This is a genomic window from Streptomyces sp. DT224 (assembly GCF_049844595.1).
In the GTDB taxonomy this organism is placed as follows: domain Bacteria; phylum Actinomycetota; class Actinomycetes; order Streptomycetales; family Streptomycetaceae; genus Streptomyces.
In genome coordinates this window covers 346,714-366,603 of the sequence record NZ_JBNCLI010000005.1, presented here as the reverse complement: position 1 = coordinate 366,603, position 19,890 = coordinate 346,714, and the positions used below count along the sequence as shown (strand labels likewise).

The window sequence follows — 19,890 nt, the reverse complement described above, 5'->3', positions numbered from 1 at the left end:
ACAGCTCAGCGGCTCTCAGCCGGCCCGGCGTGCCAGGGCCACCCGCGAGCGGGTGAACGCCGCCGCGAGCCCGCCCGCCAGCAGCGGGACGGCCACGGCCAGCAGCCCGATCGTCGCCCAGGGCAGCACGATCGGCGTGTACGCGGACTCCATGGGCTGCTCGCGCATCTGCTCCATGGCCTGGCGCAGATCGACCAGGCGCAGTGCCACCGAGGGCACCAGCCCCGCGGCCGTTCCGAGCAGTACGCCGGTCAGCGCCACTACCAGGCACTGGAAGCCGGAGAGCGACCGCCGCACGCGCGGTGGCGCGCCGACCGCGCTGAGCGTGGTGAGATCTGCCTCCGCGTCCGCCTTGGCCAGGCCGGTCGTGATCGCCGCCGCGCCCACGGTCACCACTCCGGCGAACAGGGTGAGGATCAGCAGAATGGTGCTGCCCCGGTCGTTGGGGCCGGAGTTGGACTGCACCCAGAGTCCGCCGCCGGCCTGGTCGATGGTGGCCGACGTCCGCTGGTTCTCCGCGTCCGTGGGCTGGTGGCTGACGGCGTACACACTGCCGTACGGCTGCGTGTACAGGCCGAGGCGTTCGGCGGTCCGCTGCGGAAGGATCATGCGGATGCCGGGGGTGGTGGCGTACTCGGGCTTCGCGACGTACACCTTCAGCCGGTCGGTGGTCTTCCGGGCCTTGCCGGGGTGCAGCTTGCGGTTCTTCGTGTCCTTGGGGCTGTACCGGTGGACGGCCTTGAGGGTGACCTCGCCGTTCTCCGCGTACGCCTCGTTGAGCAGGACGGGGGTGCCGGCCTTCAGGGCCGCGGCCGCCGCCGGGTCGCGCAGCTTCACATACGTGTCGAGGAGGGCCGCGTCGCCGACGACGATGTTGTTGGAGTCCGAGCTAAAGGTGCTGACGGAGAAGCGTACGTCCACGCAGGCGGGGGTCCGCATCATGGCCCGGTGCTCGTCGGCGGAGAGCCGCGCGGCCAATTCCTTGGCGCCCTTTCCGGCGAGCGGGCAGGTGTGGCCCTTGCCGGTGGGCTTGACCAGCGTCATGGAGCCGCAGCCGCTCTCGTCCTCGTAGTAGACGTTGCAGTCGCTGCCCGCCCACACCCGGGAGATGTCCGCCCGGCCACCGGTCACCGCCATGTTGTGCTCGACGGCGGACCGGGCCGCCGGGAGCCGCTCGGCGGCCTCCGCGTCGCCCGCCGACAGGGAGATCGTCCCCTCGGTGAGCATGGGCATGTAGTCGTAGTCGGACTCGGCCTGACTGCTGGACATGTATGTCGCGATGGCGACGGAGCCCGCGACCGCGGCCATCACGGCGGCCACCGCCGGAGCGGTACGGCCCCGGTTGCGGGCCGCGTCCCGCAGCGCCATCCGGGGCGACAGCGGGAACCTGCGCCCGAGCCGGCCCAGCAGCCCGACGATCACCGGGATGCAGGCCAGCAGGCCCAGCTCGGCGACGACCGAGCCGCCGGCGACCAGCGCGGAGTTGCCGCTGGTGCCCCCGTACACGGCGACGAGCACACCGACCGCGAGCACACAGGCCCCCGTGATCGGCAGCACCCGGGAGCTGCGGCGCACCCCGCGCCGGCCGGTCAGCGATTCCAGCACCGACTGCCGGCCGGCCACGATCGCCGGGGCGAACGCCGCCAGCAGGCCGGTGACCAGACCGAGCACGGCGATGACCAGGAGGTCGGCGGGGTGCAGCGCGAGGGACCCGAAGCGGTGACCGGCCCAGCCCTCGATCATCGGCCGGAACACCGTCGTCAGCACCAGGCCGGTCACGACACCGGCGACCGCGCCGACGCCACCGAGGACGACACCGCCGCCGAGGACGACCGCGCGGACCTGGCTCCGGTCGCCGCCGCACGTGCCGAGCAGGCCCAGCTGGCGCCGGGACCGGCGGGCGCCGACGGCGAACGCCGGACCGGCCAGCAGCACGACCTCCAGGAGCGCCATCGCGACGACGGTGATCAGGGCGGCATCGGTCTCGTCGGAGGCGTAACTGCGGTCGACGGCGTACTGCGGGTTCGACCGGAGCAGCGGGACCTCGGAGTCGGGCGGCGGGTTCTCGAAGACCTGCCGGGAGGTGACGAGGGCACCGGCCTTGTTGGCGGCCAGCACGTCCTGCCAGACGATTCCGGCGTCCCCGGCCCCCTCGACCAGCCACCGGGTCTCGCCCGGCTGGGGCGCCGGCACCTTCTTGTCGTGCTCGGCCAGGGCCGCCCAGGGGGCGATCACCGCGCCCGGTTCCGCGTACAGCGCCTTCGCCGACAGGTCGGCGGGCAGCTCGACCGCACCGGTGATCGTGTACTTCTTGCCGGAGGTCGTCACCTCGACGTCGGAGCCCACGTGCAGCCCCGCCGACTCCAGGAACGCCTCAGTGGCCACCAGCTCGCCCGTGGCCTGCGGGAACGCGCCCCCGACGAGATCGATCCGCCCCCGGACCATCCGGTCCGAGGTCCTGAGCTCGATGATCTCGGTGCTCGCGATGCCGTACGAGGTGGTGACGGTCGCGGACACGGACTGCTCGCTGATCGCCCGTACGCCCTTCGGGAACACCGAACGCATGTCGACCGGCTTCGGCGCCTCGGAGGGTTCCTTGCCGCTCGCCCTGTCGTACATGTCGCCGTCGGGCATCTGATGGATCGGCCCCAGACCGGCGTCGCTGTACAGCGCGTCGGCCGAGCCGATCTCGGCCGTCAGCTGCTCGGCCGGGCTCAGATCCGCACTGCGGTACGTGATGTCGGCGGCCGTCACCCCGAGGACCGGCAGCGCGATCATCGCGACCACCAGGGCGCTGCGGCCCTTGGCCCGCAGGGCGTCGCGGCGGGCTATCCGGAGGGCGGCGCGCCACCCCGTGAAGACGCTCACTCGGCTCCCCCGGCGTCCAGCAGCGAGTCGGCCCCGGCCGTCAGCGTCTGGTCCACGATCGAACCGTCCCGGAGGAAGACGACCCGGTCCGCCCAGGCCGCGTAACGCGGTTCGTGCGTGACCATCACCCCCGCCGCGCCCTGGTCGCAGCGGTTGCGCAGGAGCGCGAGGACGGCCTCGCCGGTCTCGGAGTCGAGCGCCCCGGTCGGCTCGTCGGCGAGGACGAGGCGCCGGTCCCCTACCAGCGCGCGGGCGATGGCGACGCGCTGCTGCTGACCGCCGGACATCTCGTCCGGGAAGCGGTCCGCGATCTCCAGGAGGTTCATCTCCTCCAGCGCGGCGCGCGCCTCCTTGCGGGCCTTGCGGACCGAGACGCCGTCGAGCTCGCGGGGCAGGGCGATGTTCTCGGCGGCGGTGAGGGCGGGTATCAGGTTGTAGTCCTGGAAGACGTAGCCGACGCTGCGGCGGCGCAGGGCGGCGAGGCCCTTGCGGCCGAGCGTGGAGATGTCCTGGCCCTCGATGATCACCTGGCCGCCGCTCGCGGTGTCGAGACCGCCGGCGAGGGTGAGCAGGGTGGACTTGCCCGATCCGGACGGGCCCATGACGGCGACGAGTTCACCGGCGTGCACCGACAGGCTGATGCCGCGCAGCGCCTGCACCTCGGCGATGCCGGTGCCGTGGGTGCGGGTGAGTGAGCGGAGTTCGAGCACCGGTGCGTCCACCGGCAGGGGCGGGGCGGATGGGGACGGGACGTGCAGGGACATGGCTCCCTCTCGGAACGGGTGGATGGAGCGCGCGCCGGACTCAGCGGCGCGTGCGGGACCGGCCGGAGGGCCGGGCCGTGGTGCGGGCGGCCGGGCCCGGGGACGGGCCCTCCTCCGGTTCCTTCGCGGCGGCCTCGGCGAGGCGGATCAGCCGCGCCTCGCAGTGGTCCAGCCAGCGCGCCTCGGCCTCGGCCTGGAAGATCAGCTGCTCCACGACGAGCAGCCACGCCACCTCGTCGCGGTTGGCGGGGGCCTGGGCGAGGGACCGCGCCTTGAGGCGGGTGTAGTCCTGCATGGCCTTCACGGTGTGGTGGCGCTGGGCCTGGATGACGGCCTTGATGTCGACGCCGGGCGCCCCGACCGCCATGGCCAGCTTGATGGCCAGTTCGTCACGGGGCGGGCTGCTGCGGTCGACCGGCGTCTCGAACCAGGTGCGCAGTTCGGCGCGCCCGGCGTCGCTGATCGAGTAGAGGGCGTGGCCCTGGTCGTCCTCGCCGTCCTGGACGACCAGGCCGTCGCGCTCCAGCCTGCTCAGCGTCGTGTACACCTGCCCGACGTTGAGCGGCCAGGTGGAGCCGGTGCGCGACTCGAATTCGGTGCGGAGCTGGGAGCCGTAACGCGGCCCGCGCTCCAGGAGGGCGAGAAGCCCGTGACGGATCGACATACTGAGTATGTATACCGAGTATGTTGATCACCGCAAGTCTCCGGTCCGGCGGTTCGAGAGGAGGGCCGTACGGTCAGCCGGCCCGGCGCATCCGCAGCGCGAGGAAGCCGAGACCCAGCCCGACCAGGGCGATCCCCGCACCGAGTGACAGCTGCTGGAACCGCCGCACGGCCGCCCCGCTCAGGGCCTGCCGGCCCGCGGGCGGAGGATCACGGAAGTCGTCCGGGTCAGGAGTGAAGGCCAGCACGGCGGCGGACTCGGACGGCGAGGGCTGCGGCTCCCGGTCGTCCAGCGCGTCCTGGCGCGCCACCTCGGCCGCCGACCGCCCGGGCCGCTCCCGTCCGGCCCCGGCGGGCCACCCGGCGAGCGGGGACTGCATCTCCCCGGCGTGCGGTGAACCACTGGACGAGGGAGAGGGGGAGGCCGGCCCGGAAACGCCTGGGGCGGCGGCACCCAGGGCCGCGGCCGCCGTCAGCACCAGACAGACCACGCCCCGGGAGCAGCGCGCGCGGAGCCGTCCCGAAGCCATGCGGTCACCGTCACACGGGACGGCACGAGCGGCATCCCGGGTGAGGCGTAAGGATGGCGGGAGCGCGCGGACCAGGGCGTGTCCGGCGGATCACGCCGGGCCTGCGGGGTCTGGTGCATGGATCACGCCGGGCTCGCGGGGTCCGGTGCGAACGAAAGGCCCTACGCGGGGTCGCCCGTCGCGATCTCCAGCTCGAAGTGCGCGCCGGTCTCCGGAACCGCCGCCCCAGGGGACGGGAACTGGTTGACGACCTGGTCCTCCGCGTAGGCGTTGCCCGCGACCTTCTTCACCTTGAGCGTCCAGCCCGCCGCGTCCGCGCAGGCGCGTGCGGAGAGGATGTCCTTGTACATGAAGCTCGGAGCGTCGACCTTGCTCGGGTCGTCCAAGTCCTCGTGGGCCTCCGTGCAGTCCTCCGTCTTCATCGTCCGGTTCCGCTCCGGATCGCGGTGCTCGCCGGCCGGGGACTCGGTGGCCTTCGCGTCCGCGCCGCCCTTGTCGTCGCCGTTGAGCGCGATGACCGTGATCAGGCCGCCGATCGCGACCAGCGCGACGACGATCGAGCCGATGATCACCGGCATGTTCCGCTTGGAGCCGCCGCCCGAGGCCGGGGACGAGGTCGTCTGCGGGGAGACCGTGTACGGCGCGGGCGTCTGCGTCTGGTGCTGCATCGGCCCCGGGCTCTGGTACGCCGGGGCTGCCGTCTGCGGGTAGCCGTACGACGGGTTGGTGGCCGGGGCCGGCGTCGCCGGGCCGTACGGGCCGGGCTGGGGCTGGTACGGGCCCGGCTGGTACGGCGTCTGGACGCTGTGCGGGGCCGGCGCGGACTGGTCGACCGGCGGGAAGACCGCCGAGCCGACGCCGGAGCCGCTGTTGGCCGGGGCGCCCCCGTCACCGACGATCACCGGGGCACCGGTGTGGCCGCTCGCGCTGAGCACGCGCGCGATCTCGTCCTGCATGGCCGCCGCGCTCGGGAAGCGCTCGTTCGGGTTCTTCTTGAGCGCGCGGGCGACGAGGGCGTCCATCGCCGGCGTCAGCGAGCGGTTGATCGTGGACGGGGCGACCGGCTCCTCCTGCACATGCGCGTACGCGATGGCGAGCGGGGAGTCCGCGTCGAAGGGGAGACGCCCGGTCAGCAGCTGGAAGAGCATGATGCCGACCGAGTACAGGTCGGAGCGCGCGTCCACCCCGCGGCCGAGGGCCTGCTCGGGGGAGAGGTACTGCGGGGTGCCGACGACCATGCCGGTCTGCGTCATCGACGTCACACCCGACTGCATGGCGCGGGCGATGCCGAAGTCCATGACCTTCACGACACCGCGCTTGGTCACCATGACGTTGCCCGGCTTGATGTCGCGGTGCACCAGGCCCATCTCGTGGCTGGTGTCGAGCGCGGCCAGCACGTCCGAGGTCACCTTGAGCGCCTTGTCGGCCGGCATCGCGCCCTGGGCGCGGATGTCCGCCGCGAGCACGGAGCCGAGCGGCTGACCCTCGACGTACTCCATGACGATGTACGGCATCAGCGCGCCGCCGAGCTCGTCCTCGCCCGTGTCGAACACCGAGACGATGTTGGTGTGCTGGAGCTTGGCCACGGCCTGGGCCTCGCGGCGGAAGCGCTCGCGGAACGACTGCTCGCGGCCCAGCTCGGTGTGGAGCGTCTTGATCGCGACCTGCCGGTCGAGGGCGGAGTCGTACGCCAGGTATACGGACGCCATCCCGCCTTCGCCGAGCAGGTCGCGCAGCTGGTAGCGGCCGCCGGCGACGGAACCGCCCGCGTACCGACCCGGCGAACCGTGTGCGCCGTCGTGGCTCATGACTTGCTTCCCCCTCGGCGCGCGACTCCCGGGAACTCGGCGCGCGACTCACGCGATGATCCGTAATTACTGGCCAAGTCTGCCGTAGGGGTACGACACGTCAAGCCGGGTGCCCGTTCCGTGACCGTACGCGCTGGAAGCGTCTCGGAAGCGTTACAGGACCGGCATGGAATTTGCGTCGGCGGCGCGCCAGCCGATTGGATGGCCGGTCCGGCGCCGAATCGGCCTGTCCTACCGAGGCTGTAGCGTGACGGGGCAATGCGGCCGGCAGCGCAGCCGGCGACGCAGCAAGGCACCGTGAGACCCCGCGGACGCGCGGACGGACGCGGACAGATACGACGGCGAGGACTGATGGCACCCGAACCCGAAGCAAACGGCGGCGGCGTTCCGGATGGCACCGATTCCTGGGGCATCGGCGGGGTCGTCGGCGACGGACGGTACCGGCTGACCCACCGGCTCGGCCGGGGCGGCATGGCCGAGGTGTTCGCGGCGGAGGACGTCCGGCTCGGGCGCACCGTCGCGGTGAAGCTGCTGCGCTCCGACCTCGCCGAGGACCCGGTCTCCAAGGCCCGCTTCACGCGCGAGGCGCAGTCGGTCGCCGGGCTCAACCACCACGCGGTCGTCGCGGTGTACGACTCCGGCGAGGACACCGTCGCCGGCCAGACCGTTCCGTACATCGTGATGGAGCTGGTCGAGGGCCGCACCATCCGCGACCTGCTGATCAACGCCGAGGCCCCGCCGCCGGAGCAGGCGCTGATCATCGTCTCCGGGGTCCTGGAGGCGCTGGCCTACTCGCACCAGCACGGCATCGTGCACCGCGACATCAAGCCCGCGAACGTGATCATCACCCACTCCGGCGCGGTCAAGGTGATGGACTTCGGCATCGCCCGCGCGCTGCACGGCGCGCAGTCCACGATGACGCAGACCGGCATGGTCATGGGCACGCCGCAGTACCTCTCCCCCGAGCAGGCGCTCGGCAAGGCCGTCGACCACCGCTCCGACCTGTACGCCACCGGCTGCCTGCTGTACGAACTGCTGGCGCTGCGGCCCCCCTTCACGGGTGAGACGCCGCTGTCCGTGGTGTACCAGCACGTGCAGGACACCCCGGTTCCGCCGTCGCGGATCCTGGACTCGGTGCCGCCGGAGCTGGACGGGCTCGTCATGCGCTCGCTGGCGAAGGACCCGGACGACCGCTTCCAGAGCGCCGAGGAGATGCGCGGCCTGGTCCAGTACGGCCTACAGATGCTCCAGGTGCAGGGCGGCCACACCGGTACGTGGAACACCGGCCCGGTCGTTCTCAACGACGGGCCCGGCACCCCGCCCGGCGGTATGGCCGGCGCCACCCGCGCCATGGGCGGCTACCCGCAGCACGGGGACACCTCGCAGGCGCCGATCCTGCCGCCGATGAACCCGGACGACGGGGGGTACGACGGGGGCAGTACCCGGCAGGGCGGCGGCGGGCGCGGCAAGCTGTGGCTGTTCGTCGTGCTCGCCCTGGTCGCGATCGGCGCGGGCGTGGCCATCGCGCTCAACGCGGCGAACGGGGGCGGCCAGAAGCACGAGAAGCAGCCCACGGAGACCTCCAGTTCGCCGACGCCCACGAAGGACTCGCCCACCCCGACCCCCGACGCCACCGAGGACGACACCCAGCAGCCGGGCGGCGGCACCGGCGGCGACTGGGGCGACGACACCTGGCCGCCGTCGCCCCCGCCGAGCAAGACCTCCGAGTCCCCGACCGCCTCCTCGCCCCAGCCGGGCACGGGCGGCTCGGACAACGCCGGCGCGGACGGCGGTGACGACGGAGACAACGGCACCGGCGGGAACGACAACGGTTCCGGCGGTGGCAGTACGGGGGACACCGGCGACACCGGAAGCAGCGACGGCACCAGCACCGGGACCAGCGACGGCACCAGTACCGGCACCGGCACGAGCGAGGGCACCGACGCCGGCACCAGCGAGGGCGCGGCCGAGGGTTCGGAGGGCGCCCCCGGCGGCGCCGCGGCAGGCGCGACCGGAGCGCCCGGTGGAGCGGCGGGCTCGGCCACGGGCAACTAGGGCGTGTTTCGAAAGTAGCGCCGTCCGCCCGTAGGGCGGGTCCGGCGGCGTCTGGTGCGTGCGATCGCAAGGCGGAGGGGCACCCCGATACTGGGTGTATCGGGGTGATCCCGACAACGCGGCGAGCGTGCGTGCCAGGCGTCGCGGGACAGGCGGGACTTTCGAAACACGCCCTAGCCAGGGCCTGCCCCGCTCAGCCCGTGAAGGCCGCGCGCACCGCCTCGTACTCACGGGTCCACCAGACCGCCAGGGCCGACACCGCGGGGAACTGCGGGTCGGCCCTCCGGTCGTTCAGGCAGTAGCGCCAGCGCAGTATCCAGAAGTCGTTGAGCCGCTCCCACCAGACGCGGTGCACGGCCGCCGCCAGTTCGGCGGCGTCCGCCCCGGCCGCCCGCCGGTAGGCCCGGGCGTAGGCGCGCACCTTCGCCAGGTCCAGGGCGCCGGCCGGCTGCACGAAGAAGATCGCCGCCGCCCGGACCGCCTCCTCCGCCCGGGGCTGGACGGCCAGCCGGTCCCAGTCGAGGATCGCGACCGGGTCGGCGCCCCGGTAGAGCACGTTCAGCGGGTGGAAGTCGCCGTGCACCCAGCCGGTCGCGGGCGCCCCCGGGTCGGGCGGCCGGCGGTCGGCGTACCGTTCGAGCAGGACGCGCCGCTCGCGCAGCCGGTGCTCGGCGAGCTCGTCGAAGGCGTCCCGGCCGTCGCGTCCGCGCGCGGCGGCGAGCAGGTCGCCGATCAGCGCGTAGGTGTCGGCCGCCTCCGGGCTCGCGTAACCGGGCGGATGCCCGCCCCCGGTCCCCGTATCGCGCTCGGATCCCATGACCTGCTCAAGACCCGTGTGTACGGCTCCGAGGAGCGCCCCGAGACGCGTCGACTGGGCGGGGGTGAGCTGGGCGCCGCCCCGGTGCAGGCCGTCGACCCAGGGGTGGAGGGCGTAGCAGCGGCCGGCGATCTCGGTGACGGTCTCGCCGTCGCGGGCCCGGACGGGCGGGGCGACGGGCACTCCGAGTGACTGGAGGCGCCGGGTCGCGCGGTGCTGGCGGACGATGGTGGCGCGGTCGCGGGTGGTGTCGTCCGAGTGGTGCTTGAGGAAGTACGAGCCCCGCGTGGTGGACACCCGGTAACCGTGGTTGAGCAGGCCCTGGGAGAGCGGGGCGCAGGTGAGGGGCTCACCGGCGCCCGGGTAACGGCGAAGCACCTCGCCGACCGGCGGGACCGGCGGGGAGGCGACAGATGAGCGCGACACGCGTCAGATGTTAGATCACGCTGCGTTGCGGATCTGCCGGCTTGCGTGGAAGTCCAGAGTGTGCACCGTGACGAAGTGAGGTTCGAGCCAGAGGTACGAGGGAGCGAACGGCTCGCCGTTGACCTCGACGGGCGGCGGCCCGAAGCGCTCGCGCTGGGCGGGGGTGGGCTCCACGACCCGCGCGGGCCCGGTGAACTGCACGGACCACAGGTCCTCCGTGCCGACGGGGGCGGTGTTGAAGTTGTCCGCGCCGTAGGCCACGACCGCGCCGTCGCAGGCGCCGTGGTGGCCGAGCCCGCTGTGCATGCGCAGCACGACGCGCCCGTCGATGACGATGTGCCGGGCCACCGTCAGGATCGGGAGGGCCCGCATGCTGGTCGCCAGCCGGCCGTAGGGGACCCGGCCGAGCAGGTCGATCGCGTGGAGTTCCTCGGTGGACATGCCTTCCACTGTCGGCCAGTCCGTGTGGGCCGGATAAGAGGCCGGGGCCCCCGTTTCACCGGGACCAAAGTCCTTCTCAGCGCTTCTCCGCCTGGAGCCGTGCCACGTAGGCGGCGGCCTGCGAGCGGCGCTCCATGCCCAGCTTGGACAGCAGGCTGGAGACGTAGTTCTTGATCGTCTTCTCGGCGAGGTGCAGCCGCTCGCCGATCACGCGGTTGGTCAGCCCCTCGCCGATCAGGTCCAGGATCTTGCGCTCCTGGTCCGTGAGGTTCGCCAGCTTCTCGTCGTCCCGCCCGCGCTTCCCGTCGCGCAGCCGCTCCAGCACCCGCGCGGTCGCGACCGGGTCCAGCAGCGACTTCCCGGCCGCCACGTCCCGGACCGCCGCCAGCAGCTCGTTGCCCCGGATCGCCTTGAGGACGTAGCCCGCGGCGCCCGCCATGATCGCGTCGAACAGGGCCTCGTCGTCCGCGTACGACGTCAGCATCAGGCAGTTGACGGAGTCGTCCTGGGACCGGATCTCGCGGCAGACCTCGACGCCGCTGCCGTCCGGCAGCCGTACGTCGAGCACGGCCACGTCGGGGCGGACCGCCGGAATCCGCACCAGCGCGTCGGCCGCCGTGCCCGCCTCGCCGACCACCTCGATGTCGTCCTCCATCGAGAGCAGCTCATGGACCCCGCGTCGGACTACTTCATGATCGTCGAGTAGGAATACGGTGATTTTTCCATTTTCGCGCACAATCGCAGTCTCACACACTCGCCCCTTCCCTGCCGCTGCCGGGCGGGATAACGTGCCGTTGTTCCGGCGGCCTGCGAGGCTGTGATCAGTGCTGTGACCAGCGAGACTTCCCGAATTCCTCGATTTACTTGGATATCCAAGCAAAATCGCAGGTCAGGGAGGGTTTCGCAGTTATGGGGCCCACTGGGTAACGTGCCTTGGACAGGGCGCTCGCCGGGGCACCTGTCACGCCTGTTTCCCGGACCGAGCGGCACCCACCCCGTGCACGGGTACGGACACAGGCGAGCCGCACTGGTCTCCCGGCAGACCCCGGGGGCCGGACCGACGGAGGAGCACGCACGTGACCGTGGAGAGCACTGCTGCCGCGCGTAAACCGCGACGCAGCAGCAAGCGGACCAGCGCCGCGAAAACGCCCGCGAAGACGCCGGAGGGTTCGACGCCCGAGCTCGTACAGCTGCTGACGCCCGAGGGCGAGCGCGTCGAGCACCCGGACTACTCGATCGACCTGAGCGCGGAAGAGCTGCGCGGCCTGTACCGGGACATGGTCCTCACCCGCCGCTTCGACGCCGAGGCCACCGCCCTCCAGCGCCAGGGCGAGCTGGGCCTGTGGGCCTCGCTGCTGGGCCAGGAGGCCGCCCAGATCGGTTCGGGACGGGCCCTGCGCGACGACGACTACGTCTTCCCGACCTACCGTGAGCACGGTGTGGCCTGGTGCCGGGGCGTCGATCCGACCAACCTGCTCGGGATGTTCCGCGGTGTGAACCACGGCGGCTGGGACCCGAACAGCAACAACTTCCACCTGTACACGATCGTCATCGGCTCGCAGACCCTGCACGCCACGGGTTACGCCATGGGCGTGGCCAAGGACGGCGCGGACTCGGCCGTGATCGCGTACTTCGGCGACGGCGCGTCCAGCCAGGGCGACGTGGCGGAGGCGTTCACCTTCTCCGCCGTCTACAACGCCCCGGTCGTCTTCTTCTGCCAGAACAACCAGTGGGCGATCTCCGAGCCCACCGAGAAGCAGACCCGGGTGCCGCTCTACCAGCGCGCCCAGGGCTTCGGCTTCCCCGGCGTCCGCGTCGACGGCAACGACGTCCTGGCCTGCCTGGCCGTCACCCGCTCCGCCCTGGAGCGCGCCCGGCGCGGCGAGGGCCCGACGCTGGTCGAGGCGTTCACGTACCGCATGGGCGCGCACACCACCTCGGACGACCCGACGAAGTACCGGGCCGACGAGGAGCGCGCGTCCTGGGAGGCGAAGGACCCGATCCTGCGCCTGCGCGCGTACCTGGAGAAGCAGGGCGCGGCCGACGAGGCGTTCTTCACCGCCCTGGACGAGGAGAGCGAGGCCCTCGGCAAGCGCGTCCGCGAGGCCGTACGGGCGATGCCCGACCCGGACCGGATGGCGATGTTCGACCACGTCTACGCCGACGGGAACCCGCTCGTCGACGAGGAGCGCGCCGAGTTCGCCGCCTACCAGGCTTCGTTCGCCGAGGAGGGCAAGTAACCATGGCCGTGGAAAAGATGTCCCTCGCGAAGGCGCTCAACGAGTCGCTGCGCAAGGCCCTCGACACCGACCCGAAGGTCCTCATCATGGGTGAGGACGTCGGCAAGCTCGGCGGCGTCTTCCGGATCACCGACGGCCTGCAGAAGGACTTCGGCGAGGACCGCGTCATCGACACCCCGCTCGCCGAGTCCGGCATCGTCGGCACGGCGATCGGCCTCGCCCTGCGCGGCTACCGGCCGGTCGTTGAGATCCAGTTCGACGGCTTCGTCTTCCCCGCGTACGACCAGATCGTCACGCAGCTCGCGAAGATGCACGCCCGCGCGCTCGGCAAGATCAAGCTCCCCGTCGTCGTGCGCATCCCCTACGGCGGCGGCATCGGCGCCGTCGAGCACCACAGCGAGTCGCCCGAGGCACTGTTCGCGCACGTCGCGGGCCTGAAGGTGGTCTCCCCCTCCAACGCGTCGGACGCGTACTGGATGATGCAGCAGGCCGTCCAGAGCGACGACCCGGTCATCTTCTTCGAGCCGAAGCGGCGTTACTGGGACAAGGGCGAGGTCGACACCGAGTCCATCCCGGGCGCGCTGCACGCGGCGGCCGTCGCCCGCACCGGCACGGACCTCACGCTCGCCGCGTACGGCCCGATGGTGAAGGTCTGCCTGGAGGCCGCCGCGGCCGCCCAGGAGGAGGGCAAGTCGGTCGAGGTCGTGGACCTGCGCTCGATGTCCCCGATCGACTTCGACACCATCCAGGCGTCGGTCGAGAAGACCCGCCGCCTGGTCGTCGTCCACGAGGCACCCGTCTTCTACGGCTCCGGGGCCGAGATCGCCGCCCGCATCACGGAGCGGTGCTTCTACCACCTGGAGGCGCCCGTGCTGCGGGTCGGCGGCTACCACGCCCCGTACCCGCCGGCGCGGCTGGAGGAGGAGTACCTGCCGGGCCTGGACCGGGTGCTCGACGCCGTCGACCGCTCGCTGGCGTACTGAGGAGAGAGGAGCGTGACCACGATGACCGACACTTCCAACGCTGCTCGCTTCCGTGAGTTCAAGATGCCCGACGTGGGCGAGGGACTGACCGAGGCCGAGATCCTCAAGTGGTACGTCCAGCCCGGCGACACCGTCACGGACGGCCAGGTCGTCTGCGAGGTCGAGACCGCGAAGGCCGCCGTGGAGCTGCCGATCCCGTTCGACGGCGTCGTCCACGAACTGCGCTTCCCCGAGGGCACCACGGTCGACGTGGGCCAGGTGATCATCGCGGTGGACGTGGCGCCGGGGTCGGACTCCGGCGCCGAGGAGCCGGCCGCCGCTCCGGCCCCCGAGGCCGCCGCCGCTCCCGAAGCCGCCGCCGCTCCCGAGGCCGAGGCGCCCAAGGGCCGCCAGCCCGTCCTCGTGGGTTACGGCGTGGCCGAGTCCTCCACGAAGCGGCGGGCCCGCAAGGGCGCCGAGACCGCGCCCCCGGCCGCCGCGCCCGCCGCCGTCCAGGCCGAGCTGAACGGCCAGGGCACGGCGGCGCTTCCGGAGGCCCGTCCGCTGGCCAAGCCGCCGGTCCGCAAGCTCGCGAAGGACCTGGGCATCGACCTGGCGACGGTCACCCCGACCGGCACGGGCGGGGTCATCACGCGCGAGGACGTGCATGCGGCGGCGACGCCCGTCGCGCCTTCGGCGCCTTCAACGCCTTCAACGCCCTCGGTGCCTGAGCCGTCCGTCGAGGCCCCGGCCCCCGTGCAGGCCCCCGCTCCCGTCCCGGCCGGCACCCGCGAGACGCGCATCCCGGTCAAGGGCGTGCGCAAGGCCATCGCGCAGGCCATGGTCGGCAGCGCGTTCACCGCTCCGCACGTCACCGAGTTCGTGACCGTCGACGTGACGCGCACGATGAAGCTCGTGGCGGAGCTGAAGGAGGACAAGGACATGGCGGGGGTGCGGGTCAACCCGCTCCTCCTCATCGCCAAGGCCCTCCTGGTCGCGATCAAGCGGAACCCCGGGGTCAACGCGGTCTGGGACGAGGCGAACCAGGAGATCGTCCAGAAGCACTACGTGAACCTGGGCATCGCCGCCGCCACTCCGCGCGGCCTGATCGTCCCGAACATCAAGGACGCCCAGGACCAGACGCTGCCGCAGCTGGCCGCGTCCCTGGGCGAGCTGGTCGCCACGGCCCGGGAGGGCAGGACGTCCCCGGCCGCGATGGCGGGCGGCACGGTGACCATCACCAACGTGGGCGTCTTCGGCGTCGACACCGGTACGCCGATCCTCAACCCGGGCGAGTCCGCGATCCTCGCGGTCGGCGCGATCAAGCTCCAGCCCTGGGTCCACAAGGGCAAGGTGAAGCCCCGTCAGGTGACCACGCTGGCCCTGTCGTTCGACCACCGCCTGATCGACGGCGAGCTGGGCTCCAGGTTCCTGGCGGACATCGCCGCGATCCTGGAGCAGCCGAAGCGGCTGATCACCTGGGCGTAGTCGTCCGTTGGAGAGGGGCCCGCGCGAGGTTCGCGCGGGCCCCTCTCCGTGTCCGTCGCAGCCCACGCCGGACGGGATGCCACGGTCTTCCCCCGGCTGTGTAACAGGGACGTATTAGCCGCCGCTCGGGCGCAACGTACCGCCGTCCCGCACGGTTCTTGCTGATCAGAAGCGTTCGCTCGGGCGACCCCGGCCGAGCGGCCGGCACTGTCAACGGATACCGAGGACACAACGATGCGCGCTCACCAGATCACCCTCGCCGCCCTGGCCGTCGTCGCGGGCCTCTCGCTCACGGCCTGCCAGAACGACGGCGACGACGCCGCGGCGCAGACCGACCCGTCGTCGGTCGCGACCGCGTCCCCCTCGGGTGGTGGTCCGACTTCGGGCGGCTCGGGCGCGAGCGGTTCGGACGCGGACAGCGGGAAGGACACCGCCGCCGGGGCGGGGCCGGCCGAGCAGGACACGCAGGGCAAGACCGCCAAGTGCGCCACCGCCGGGCTGGCGATCACGGCGAAGGACAACTACATCGACGGCGACCCCGACGCGACCGTCGCGGTGGAGATGAAGAACACCAGCGGCCAGGACTGCGTGGTCGCGGGGTTCGCGGGCGTCGACCTCAAGACCAACGCGGGCACGATCTCCGCCGAGCGCAAGGGCGCGCCCGCAGACCCGTACGTCCTGAAGAACGGCAAGACGATCGCCTTCGCCGTCAACTACCCGCTCAACGAGACGGGCGGCTCCGGCGTCCGCATCACCGGGCTGGTGGTGACCCCGCCCAACGAGACGAAGTCGGTCACCCTCGCCTGGCCGGGCAAGCCCTCGCTCCCCGTCACGGACGGCTCGGGCGACCCCGTGACGGTCGGCCCGATCGGCAGCGCGGGGCAGGGCGGCTGAGCCGTACGGTCCGTGCCCTCGGGCACATCGACGAGGGGTCCCGTGACGGTGCGGGGCCCCTCGTCCGTACGTCGGCCAGGGCCCTCAGGGGGCCGTGGAGTCCCAGGCCGCCTCGATCATCCCGAAGATCTCGTCCACCGCGGCCTCCGGATCGGCCGCCTCGCGGGCCAGCGCGTGCGCGGCGACCACGAATCCGGCGATCGTCCGGCAGGCCGTCGGGGTCCGGGACAGCCCTGGGTCCGCGGCGATGGCCGTCGCCAGCGACTCCGCGTGCCGCAGCCTCATCGATTCCTCGTACTCCCGCAAAGAGGCCGATCCGTCGATCATGCGCCAGACGGGGGCGGCGCCGTCCCCCGTGCAGTGCCGCACCATGGCGTGCATCTCGCGGCGCAGTGCGGGCATGAGCGGTTCGTCCGGTGCGCGGCCGGTGACCGCCTGCGCCAGCCGGTGCTCGAAGTCGGCGTCCTGTTCGAACACCAGGGCCTCTTTCGAGGCGAAGTGGGAGAAGAGCGTGGTGACGGCCACGTCGGCCTCGGCGGCGATGTCACGGATGCCCACCGCGTCGTATCCGCGTTCCAGGAAAAGCCGCAGGGCGGTGTCGGCGATCTTCTGGCGGGTCGCGGCCTTCTTGCGCTCGCGGCGTCCGGGCTGCACGGTCATGCGCTCACGCTATCAGGTACGTATCCGTAACCGTTTCAAAACACTAACCGTTAGTGCTAGCGTCCCCGGTATGAAGAAAGTGAGCTTCGCCGAGTTCGGCGGCCCCCAGGTCCTGCGCCTCATCGATGCCGAGGAGCCCCACGCGGGCCCCGGCCGGATACGTATCGCCGTGCGGGCGGCAGGGGTGAACCCCGTCGACTGGAGGGTTCGCGAGGGGCAGGTCCTGGGTGCCCATCCGACCGTGCTGCCTTCCGGCGTGGGGCTGGACGCCGCCGGGATCGTGGACGAGGTGGGTGAGGGTGTCGAGGGCGTGGAGACCGGCGACCGCGTGTTCGGCGAAGGGGCTGACACCTACGCCGAGTTCGCCGTGCTGTCGGCGTGGGCCCGGATGCCCGAGGGGCTGTCGTTCGCGGAGGCGGCCGGGTATCCGTCCGTGGTGGAGACCGCTCTGCGCGTCATCGGCCAGGTCGGCGTACGGCCGGGCGAGACGCTGCTGGTCAGCGGGGCGTCCGGGGGAGTCGGGTCGGCGGTGCTGCAGATCGCCCGCGACCGGGGCATCGCGGTGATCGGCACCGGCGGGGCGGCGAACCAGGACTACCTGCGCAGTCTGGGCGCGCTCGCCACGACGTACGGAGAGGGCTGGGTCGAGCGGGTGCGGAGGCTCGGGCGGGTCGACGCGGCCCTCGATCTGGCCGGCTCGGGCGTGATCCGAGAACTGGTCGAGCTGACGGGGGACCCGTGCAGGGTGATCACCATCGCCGATCTCGGCGCGCCGGAGTTCGGCGTCCGGTTCTCCGGCGTGGCCGGGAGCGTCCCGGACGCGCTCGCGGAGGCGGTGGGCCTCATCGCACGGGGGCGGCTGCACATCCCGGTCGAGAAGTCGTACGGCCTTGCCGAGGCGGCCCAGGCGCACGCGGACAGCCAGGCGGGTCACACGCGTGGCCGGCGGGTCATCGTCGTCGGGCCCGCCGCCTGACCGGGGACCGGCCCGGCCTCCGGCGGGCCGGAGGGGTCCGCGCCGAGCCGGTGCGGGCCCCTGGGCACCGCCTCCGCCGTCCGTAGCGCGAGTTCGGCGAACACGGTCTTGCCCACGGTGCGCGGCTCGACGCCCCACCGGTCGGCGACGGCGTCCACGAGGACGAGCCCGCGCCCGTAGCACTCGTCCCGCTCCGCCTCGCGGAGTCCCGGGAGCCGTTCCCCTCGGGGGTCGCTGACCTCGATACGGATGGCTCCGCCGGTGAGGATGAGGTGGACCCGGAAGAGCCGGCCGCGCAGGCTGCCGTGGATGAGCGCGTTGGTGGCCAACTCGGATACCAGGAGCGCGACTTCGCCAGCGCGGTCGGCGTGCCCCCATTCACCGACGAGCCGCGCGGCGCGTCGGCGGGCGAGGGTGACGCTGCGGGCGGTGGGGGTGTAGTCGAGGAGGTCGTCGTGAAGCGGCGGGTTGTCCTCGGGAACCTCTTGGGCTGCGGTCATGGGGGGCCCTTCTGTGTGGAGCGGTGGCAATGCCGGTGCTGCCCGGGGGCAGGCCGGTGCGCTTCCGCCGGTGCTAGCGCTGTGCCAGCGGGTCTGTACTGAAAGTAGCGACTGCCGCACGCTCAGGGCAAGTGAAACGGAGACAATTGTCTCCAGCGGGTGAGGGGTGGTCGACGACGCTGCTCGCGGCGCGAGAGACTGGCCCGGTGAATCGAGCGACTCAGCTAGGCAATCGGTCGTCAACTGTCCTGGGCCGCAGGCTCGGTAGCGAACTGCTGCGCTTGAGGGACGCCTCGGGCAAGACTCAGCAGCAGGCTGCCCAGGTCATCAGTGCCACGAACTCGAAGATCGTCAAGATGGAGCGCGGGTGGGTTCCGATGAGGGATCCGGACATCCGCACGCTGTGCGAGTTCTATGGCCTCACGGACTCCAAGCTGATCGGCCGGTTGCTGGAAGTGGCCCGACTGGACCGCGAACGTCGCAAAGCGAAGGGCTGGTGGAACCAATACCCGGAGCTGCGGTCGCTGGTTGAGTACGTGGCCCTCGAAGACATCGCGACCCAGATCAGGACGTGGCAGGGCGCCTTTGTGCCCGGCCTGCTCCAGACTCCGGACTACGCGCGGGCGCTCGCTGTGGGCAACGCGGACTGGGACGACCCGGACGAGATCGAGCGCTTCGTCGAGGCCAAGATCGCACGGCAGGAGCGTCTGGCGGACGACAACCCGCTCGCGCTGTGGGCGATCGTCTCGGAGGGCGCCCTGCGTCAGCTCGTCGGAGGCCGCGACGTGATGCGCGCCCAATTGGAGCGGCTGGAGGAGGCCGCCAATGAGCCAAATGTCACGGTGCAAATTGTGCCGTTCCTCGCTGGCTCCCACCCCGGCATGACCGGCGCGTTCAGCGTCGTATCGTTCGCTGAACCAGGGGCGATGGACGTGGTTTACATGGACACCACGTCGTCTACGCTGTGGCTGGAGAGCGAGACGGACGCCGAGCGGCACAACGTCACGTTCAGTCGTATCGCCAGAAACGGACTCGCTCCCCGCGATTCCATCGCTCTGATGGGACGTATCCGCAAGGAGTTGTAGTCGTGCCGCACTTCGAGTTCGTCAAGTCCAGCTACAGCAGTGGAAACGGCGAGTGCGTCGAGGTGGCCCGCAACGTCACCGGCACCGTCGCCGTCCGCGACTCGAAGCGGGCCGCCGGACCCGTCCTCGTACTCGCCCCCACCGCATGGGACGCGTTTCGGGCGTCGCTGGCCGCGCGGCCGTAGACGTGGGAATGGGGGCGGCGGCCCGGCGTGTTGGTGCGGACATGACTCAAGGACCCGCGCCGCGCTCCCTGTCCGACGCCGCCCTGTCCGAACTGCTGGGGACGCAGCAGTTCGGCACGCTCGCCACCGTCAAGCGCAGCGGCCACCCGCACCTGACGACCATGCTGTACAGCTGGGACGCGGAGGCCCGCGTCGCGCGGTTCTCCACGACCGCGGAACGGGTCAAGGTCTCGCACCTGCGCCGCGACCCGCACGCGGCGCTGCACGTACTGGGCGATGACGTGTGGTCGTTCGCGGTGGCCGAGGGTACGGCAGAGGTCTCCGAGGTCACCACCACTCCGGGCGACGCGGTCGGGCGAGAACTCCTCGCCGTGATCCCGCCGGCCGCGCGACCCGAGGACGAGGACGTGTTCCTTGAGCAGCTGGTGGCCGAGCGCCGGGTGGTCATCCGACTGAAGGCGGACCGGCTGTACGGAACGGCTCTGGACGTGACGGGAGCGTAGGGACCCCGCGCAGCGGCGATCGCGG

The 19,890-nt window shown here is 72.0% G+C and carries 19 protein-coding genes; 9 read left to right on the top strand and 10 right to left on the bottom strand.

From position 1 onward, the window contains the following. Nucleotides 1–15 precede the first annotated feature (15 nt). From ACLQ2N_RS14840 to ACLQ2N_RS14820, 5 genes are all read right to left on the bottom strand, one after another. Nucleotides 16–2,868, bottom strand: coding sequence for an FtsX-like permease family protein (locus tag ACLQ2N_RS14840; RefSeq protein ID WP_425812937.1), 2,853 nt, complete (start codon nt 2,866–2,868; stop codon nt 16–18). After that, nucleotides 2,865–3,632 (bottom strand): ABC transporter ATP-binding protein, encoded by a 768-nt coding sequence (locus tag ACLQ2N_RS14835; RefSeq protein WP_425812935.1) that lies wholly within the window; start codon nt 3,630–3,632, stop codon nt 2,865–2,867. The genes ACLQ2N_RS14840 and ACLQ2N_RS14835 overlap by 4 nt, the downstream gene beginning before the upstream one ends. A gap of 40 nt (nt 3,633–3,672) precedes the next feature. Further along, on the bottom strand, nt 3,673–4,296 hold the full coding sequence (locus ACLQ2N_RS14830) for a PadR family transcriptional regulator (protein ID WP_425812933.1): 624 nt from the start codon (nt 4,294–4,296) through the stop codon (nt 3,673–3,675). Nucleotides 4,297–4,369: 73 nt separating this feature from the next. Next, a complete protein-coding gene (locus ACLQ2N_RS14825) occupies nt 4,370–4,825 on the bottom strand; it encodes a hypothetical protein (RefSeq protein WP_425812931.1) in 456 nt (151 codons plus the stop codon). 161 nt (nt 4,826–4,986) lie between these two features. Continuing rightward, the gene (locus ACLQ2N_RS14820; protein WP_425812929.1) at nt 4,987–6,633 is read right to left on the bottom strand and encodes a protein kinase domain-containing protein; all 1,647 of its coding nucleotides are present in this window, start codon (nt 6,631–6,633) and stop codon (nt 4,987–4,989) included. A 351-nt stretch (nt 6,634–6,984) separates the two neighbouring features. On the opposite strand from ACLQ2N_RS14820, the gene ACLQ2N_RS14815 reads away from it, so the two are divergent. Next, a complete protein-coding gene (locus ACLQ2N_RS14815) occupies nt 6,985–8,688 on the top strand; it encodes a protein kinase domain-containing protein (RefSeq protein WP_425812927.1) in 1,704 nt (567 codons plus the stop codon). Between the two features lie 193 nt (nt 8,689–8,881). Here the strand turns inward: ACLQ2N_RS14815 and ACLQ2N_RS14810 are convergent, their stop codons facing one another. From ACLQ2N_RS14810 to ACLQ2N_RS14800, 3 genes are all read right to left on the bottom strand, one after another. Beyond that, nucleotides 8,882–9,883: a phosphotransferase gene (locus tag ACLQ2N_RS14810; RefSeq protein WP_425813228.1), complete on the bottom strand. Its 1,002-nt coding sequence runs from the start codon at nt 9,881–9,883 to the stop codon at nt 8,882–8,884. Between the two features lie 63 nt (nt 9,884–9,946). Further along, entirely contained in the window at nt 9,947–10,372 is a 426-nt protein-coding gene (locus tag ACLQ2N_RS14805; RefSeq protein ID WP_425812925.1) for a pyridoxamine 5'-phosphate oxidase family protein, read from the bottom strand. Nucleotides 10,373–10,448: 76 nt separating this feature from the next. Further along, nucleotides 10,449–11,108: a response regulator gene (locus ACLQ2N_RS14800; RefSeq protein WP_425812923.1), complete on the bottom strand. Its 660-nt coding sequence runs from the start codon at nt 11,106–11,108 to the stop codon at nt 10,449–10,451. A 340-nt stretch (nt 11,109–11,448) separates the two neighbouring features. Between ACLQ2N_RS14800 and pdhA the strand changes: the two genes are divergently transcribed. The 4 genes from pdhA to ACLQ2N_RS14780 all read left to right on the top strand — a co-directional run bounded on the left by pdhA (nt 11,449) and on the right by ACLQ2N_RS14780 (nt 15,956). Further along, the gene (gene pdhA, locus ACLQ2N_RS14795) at nt 11,449–12,612 is read left to right on the top strand and encodes a pyruvate dehydrogenase (acetyl-transferring) E1 component subunit alpha (protein WP_365677023.1); all 1,164 of its coding nucleotides are present in this window, start codon (nt 11,449–11,451) and stop codon (nt 12,610–12,612) included. Between the two features lie 2 nt (nt 12,613–12,614). Then, nucleotides 12,615–13,595, top strand: coding sequence for an alpha-ketoacid dehydrogenase subunit beta (locus ACLQ2N_RS14790; protein ID WP_018101959.1), 981 nt, complete (start codon nt 12,615–12,617; stop codon nt 13,593–13,595). A 12-nt stretch (nt 13,596–13,607) separates the two neighbouring features. Continuing rightward, nucleotides 13,608–15,062 carry a dihydrolipoamide acetyltransferase family protein gene (locus tag ACLQ2N_RS14785; RefSeq protein ID WP_425812920.1) on the top strand — a complete coding sequence of 485 codons (1,455 nt, stop codon included), beginning with the start codon at nt 13,608–13,610 and terminating at the stop codon, nt 15,060–15,062. Nucleotides 15,063–15,296: 234 nt separating this feature from the next. Beyond that, a complete protein-coding gene (locus ACLQ2N_RS14780) occupies nt 15,297–15,956 on the top strand; it encodes a DUF4232 domain-containing protein (protein ID WP_425812918.1) in 660 nt (219 codons plus the stop codon). An 84-nt stretch (nt 15,957–16,040) separates the two neighbouring features. Here the strand turns inward: ACLQ2N_RS14780 and ACLQ2N_RS14775 are convergent, their stop codons facing one another. Continuing rightward, nucleotides 16,041–16,616, bottom strand: a complete 576-nt coding sequence (locus ACLQ2N_RS14775; RefSeq protein WP_425812916.1) for a TetR/AcrR family transcriptional regulator — start codon at nt 16,614–16,616, stop codon at nt 16,041–16,043. A gap of 70 nt (nt 16,617–16,686) precedes the next feature. On the opposite strand from ACLQ2N_RS14775, the gene ACLQ2N_RS14770 reads away from it, so the two are divergent. Next, on the top strand, nt 16,687–17,592 hold the full coding sequence (locus ACLQ2N_RS14770; protein ID WP_425812914.1) for an NADP-dependent oxidoreductase: 906 nt from the start codon (nt 16,687–16,689) through the stop codon (nt 17,590–17,592). Here ACLQ2N_RS14770 and ACLQ2N_RS14765 read toward each other — a convergent pair. Then, on the bottom strand, nt 17,547–18,092 hold the full coding sequence (locus ACLQ2N_RS14765) for an ATP-binding protein (RefSeq protein ID WP_425812912.1): 546 nt from the start codon (nt 18,090–18,092) through the stop codon (nt 17,547–17,549). The two genes, ACLQ2N_RS14770 and ACLQ2N_RS14765, sit on opposite strands and share 46 nt — an antisense overlap. A 206-nt stretch (nt 18,093–18,298) precedes the next feature. Between ACLQ2N_RS14765 and ACLQ2N_RS14760 the strand changes: the two genes are divergently transcribed. From ACLQ2N_RS14760 to ACLQ2N_RS14750, 3 genes are read left to right on the top strand one after another with little or no spacing between them, the layout of a single operon-like run. Beyond that, the gene (locus tag ACLQ2N_RS14760) at nt 18,299–19,177 is read left to right on the top strand and encodes a helix-turn-helix domain-containing protein (RefSeq protein WP_425812911.1); all 879 of its coding nucleotides are present in this window, start codon (nt 18,299–18,301) and stop codon (nt 19,175–19,177) included. 2 nt (nt 19,178–19,179) lie between these two features. After that, complete coding sequence (locus ACLQ2N_RS14755) at nt 19,180–19,362, top strand: DUF397 domain-containing protein (protein ID WP_425812909.1); 183 nt, start codon at nt 19,180–19,182, stop codon at nt 19,360–19,362. A 41-nt stretch (nt 19,363–19,403) separates the two neighbouring features. Next, the gene (locus ACLQ2N_RS14750; RefSeq protein ID WP_425812907.1) at nt 19,404–19,865 is read left to right on the top strand and encodes a TIGR03618 family F420-dependent PPOX class oxidoreductase; all 462 of its coding nucleotides are present in this window, start codon (nt 19,404–19,406) and stop codon (nt 19,863–19,865) included. Nucleotides 19,866–19,890: the final 25 nt, after the last annotated feature.

Excerpts from the sequence above, each read along its gene's own strand:
- ACLQ2N_RS14805 (WP_425812925.1), bottom strand. The coding sequence starts at position 10,372 with ATGTCCACCGAGGAACTCCACGCGATCGACCTGCTCGGCCGGGTCCCC.
- ACLQ2N_RS14815 (WP_425812927.1), top strand. The coding sequence starts at position 6,985 with ATGGCACCCGAACCCGAAGCAAACGGCGGCGGCGTTCCGGATGGCACC.
- ACLQ2N_RS14830 (WP_425812933.1), bottom strand. The coding sequence starts at position 4,296 with ATGTCGATCCGTCACGGGCTTCTCGCCCTCCTGGAGCGCGGGCCGCGT.
- ACLQ2N_RS14765 (WP_425812912.1), bottom strand. The coding sequence starts at position 18,092 with ATGACCGCAGCCCAAGAGGTTCCCGAGGACAACCCGCCGCTTCACGAC.
- ACLQ2N_RS14780 (WP_425812918.1), top strand. The coding sequence starts at position 15,297 with ATGCGCGCTCACCAGATCACCCTCGCCGCCCTGGCCGTCGTCGCGGGC.
- ACLQ2N_RS14775 (WP_425812916.1), bottom strand. The coding sequence starts at position 16,616 with ATGACCGTGCAGCCCGGACGCCGCGAGCGCAAGAAGGCCGCGACCCGC.
- ACLQ2N_RS14820 (WP_425812929.1), bottom strand. The coding sequence starts at position 6,633 with ATGAGCCACGACGGCGCACACGGTTCGCCGGGTCGGTACGCGGGCGGT.
- ACLQ2N_RS14825 (WP_425812931.1), bottom strand. The coding sequence starts at position 4,825 with ATGGCTTCGGGACGGCTCCGCGCGCGCTGCTCCCGGGGCGTGGTCTGT.
- ACLQ2N_RS14770 (WP_425812914.1), top strand. The coding sequence starts at position 16,687 with ATGAAGAAAGTGAGCTTCGCCGAGTTCGGCGGCCCCCAGGTCCTGCGC.
- ACLQ2N_RS14750 (WP_425812907.1), top strand. The coding sequence starts at position 19,404 with ATGACTCAAGGACCCGCGCCGCGCTCCCTGTCCGACGCCGCCCTGTCC.
- ACLQ2N_RS14790 (WP_018101959.1), top strand. The coding sequence starts at position 12,615 with ATGGCCGTGGAAAAGATGTCCCTCGCGAAGGCGCTCAACGAGTCGCTG.
- ACLQ2N_RS14835 (WP_425812935.1), bottom strand. The coding sequence starts at position 3,632 with ATGTCCCTGCACGTCCCGTCCCCATCCGCCCCGCCCCTGCCGGTGGAC.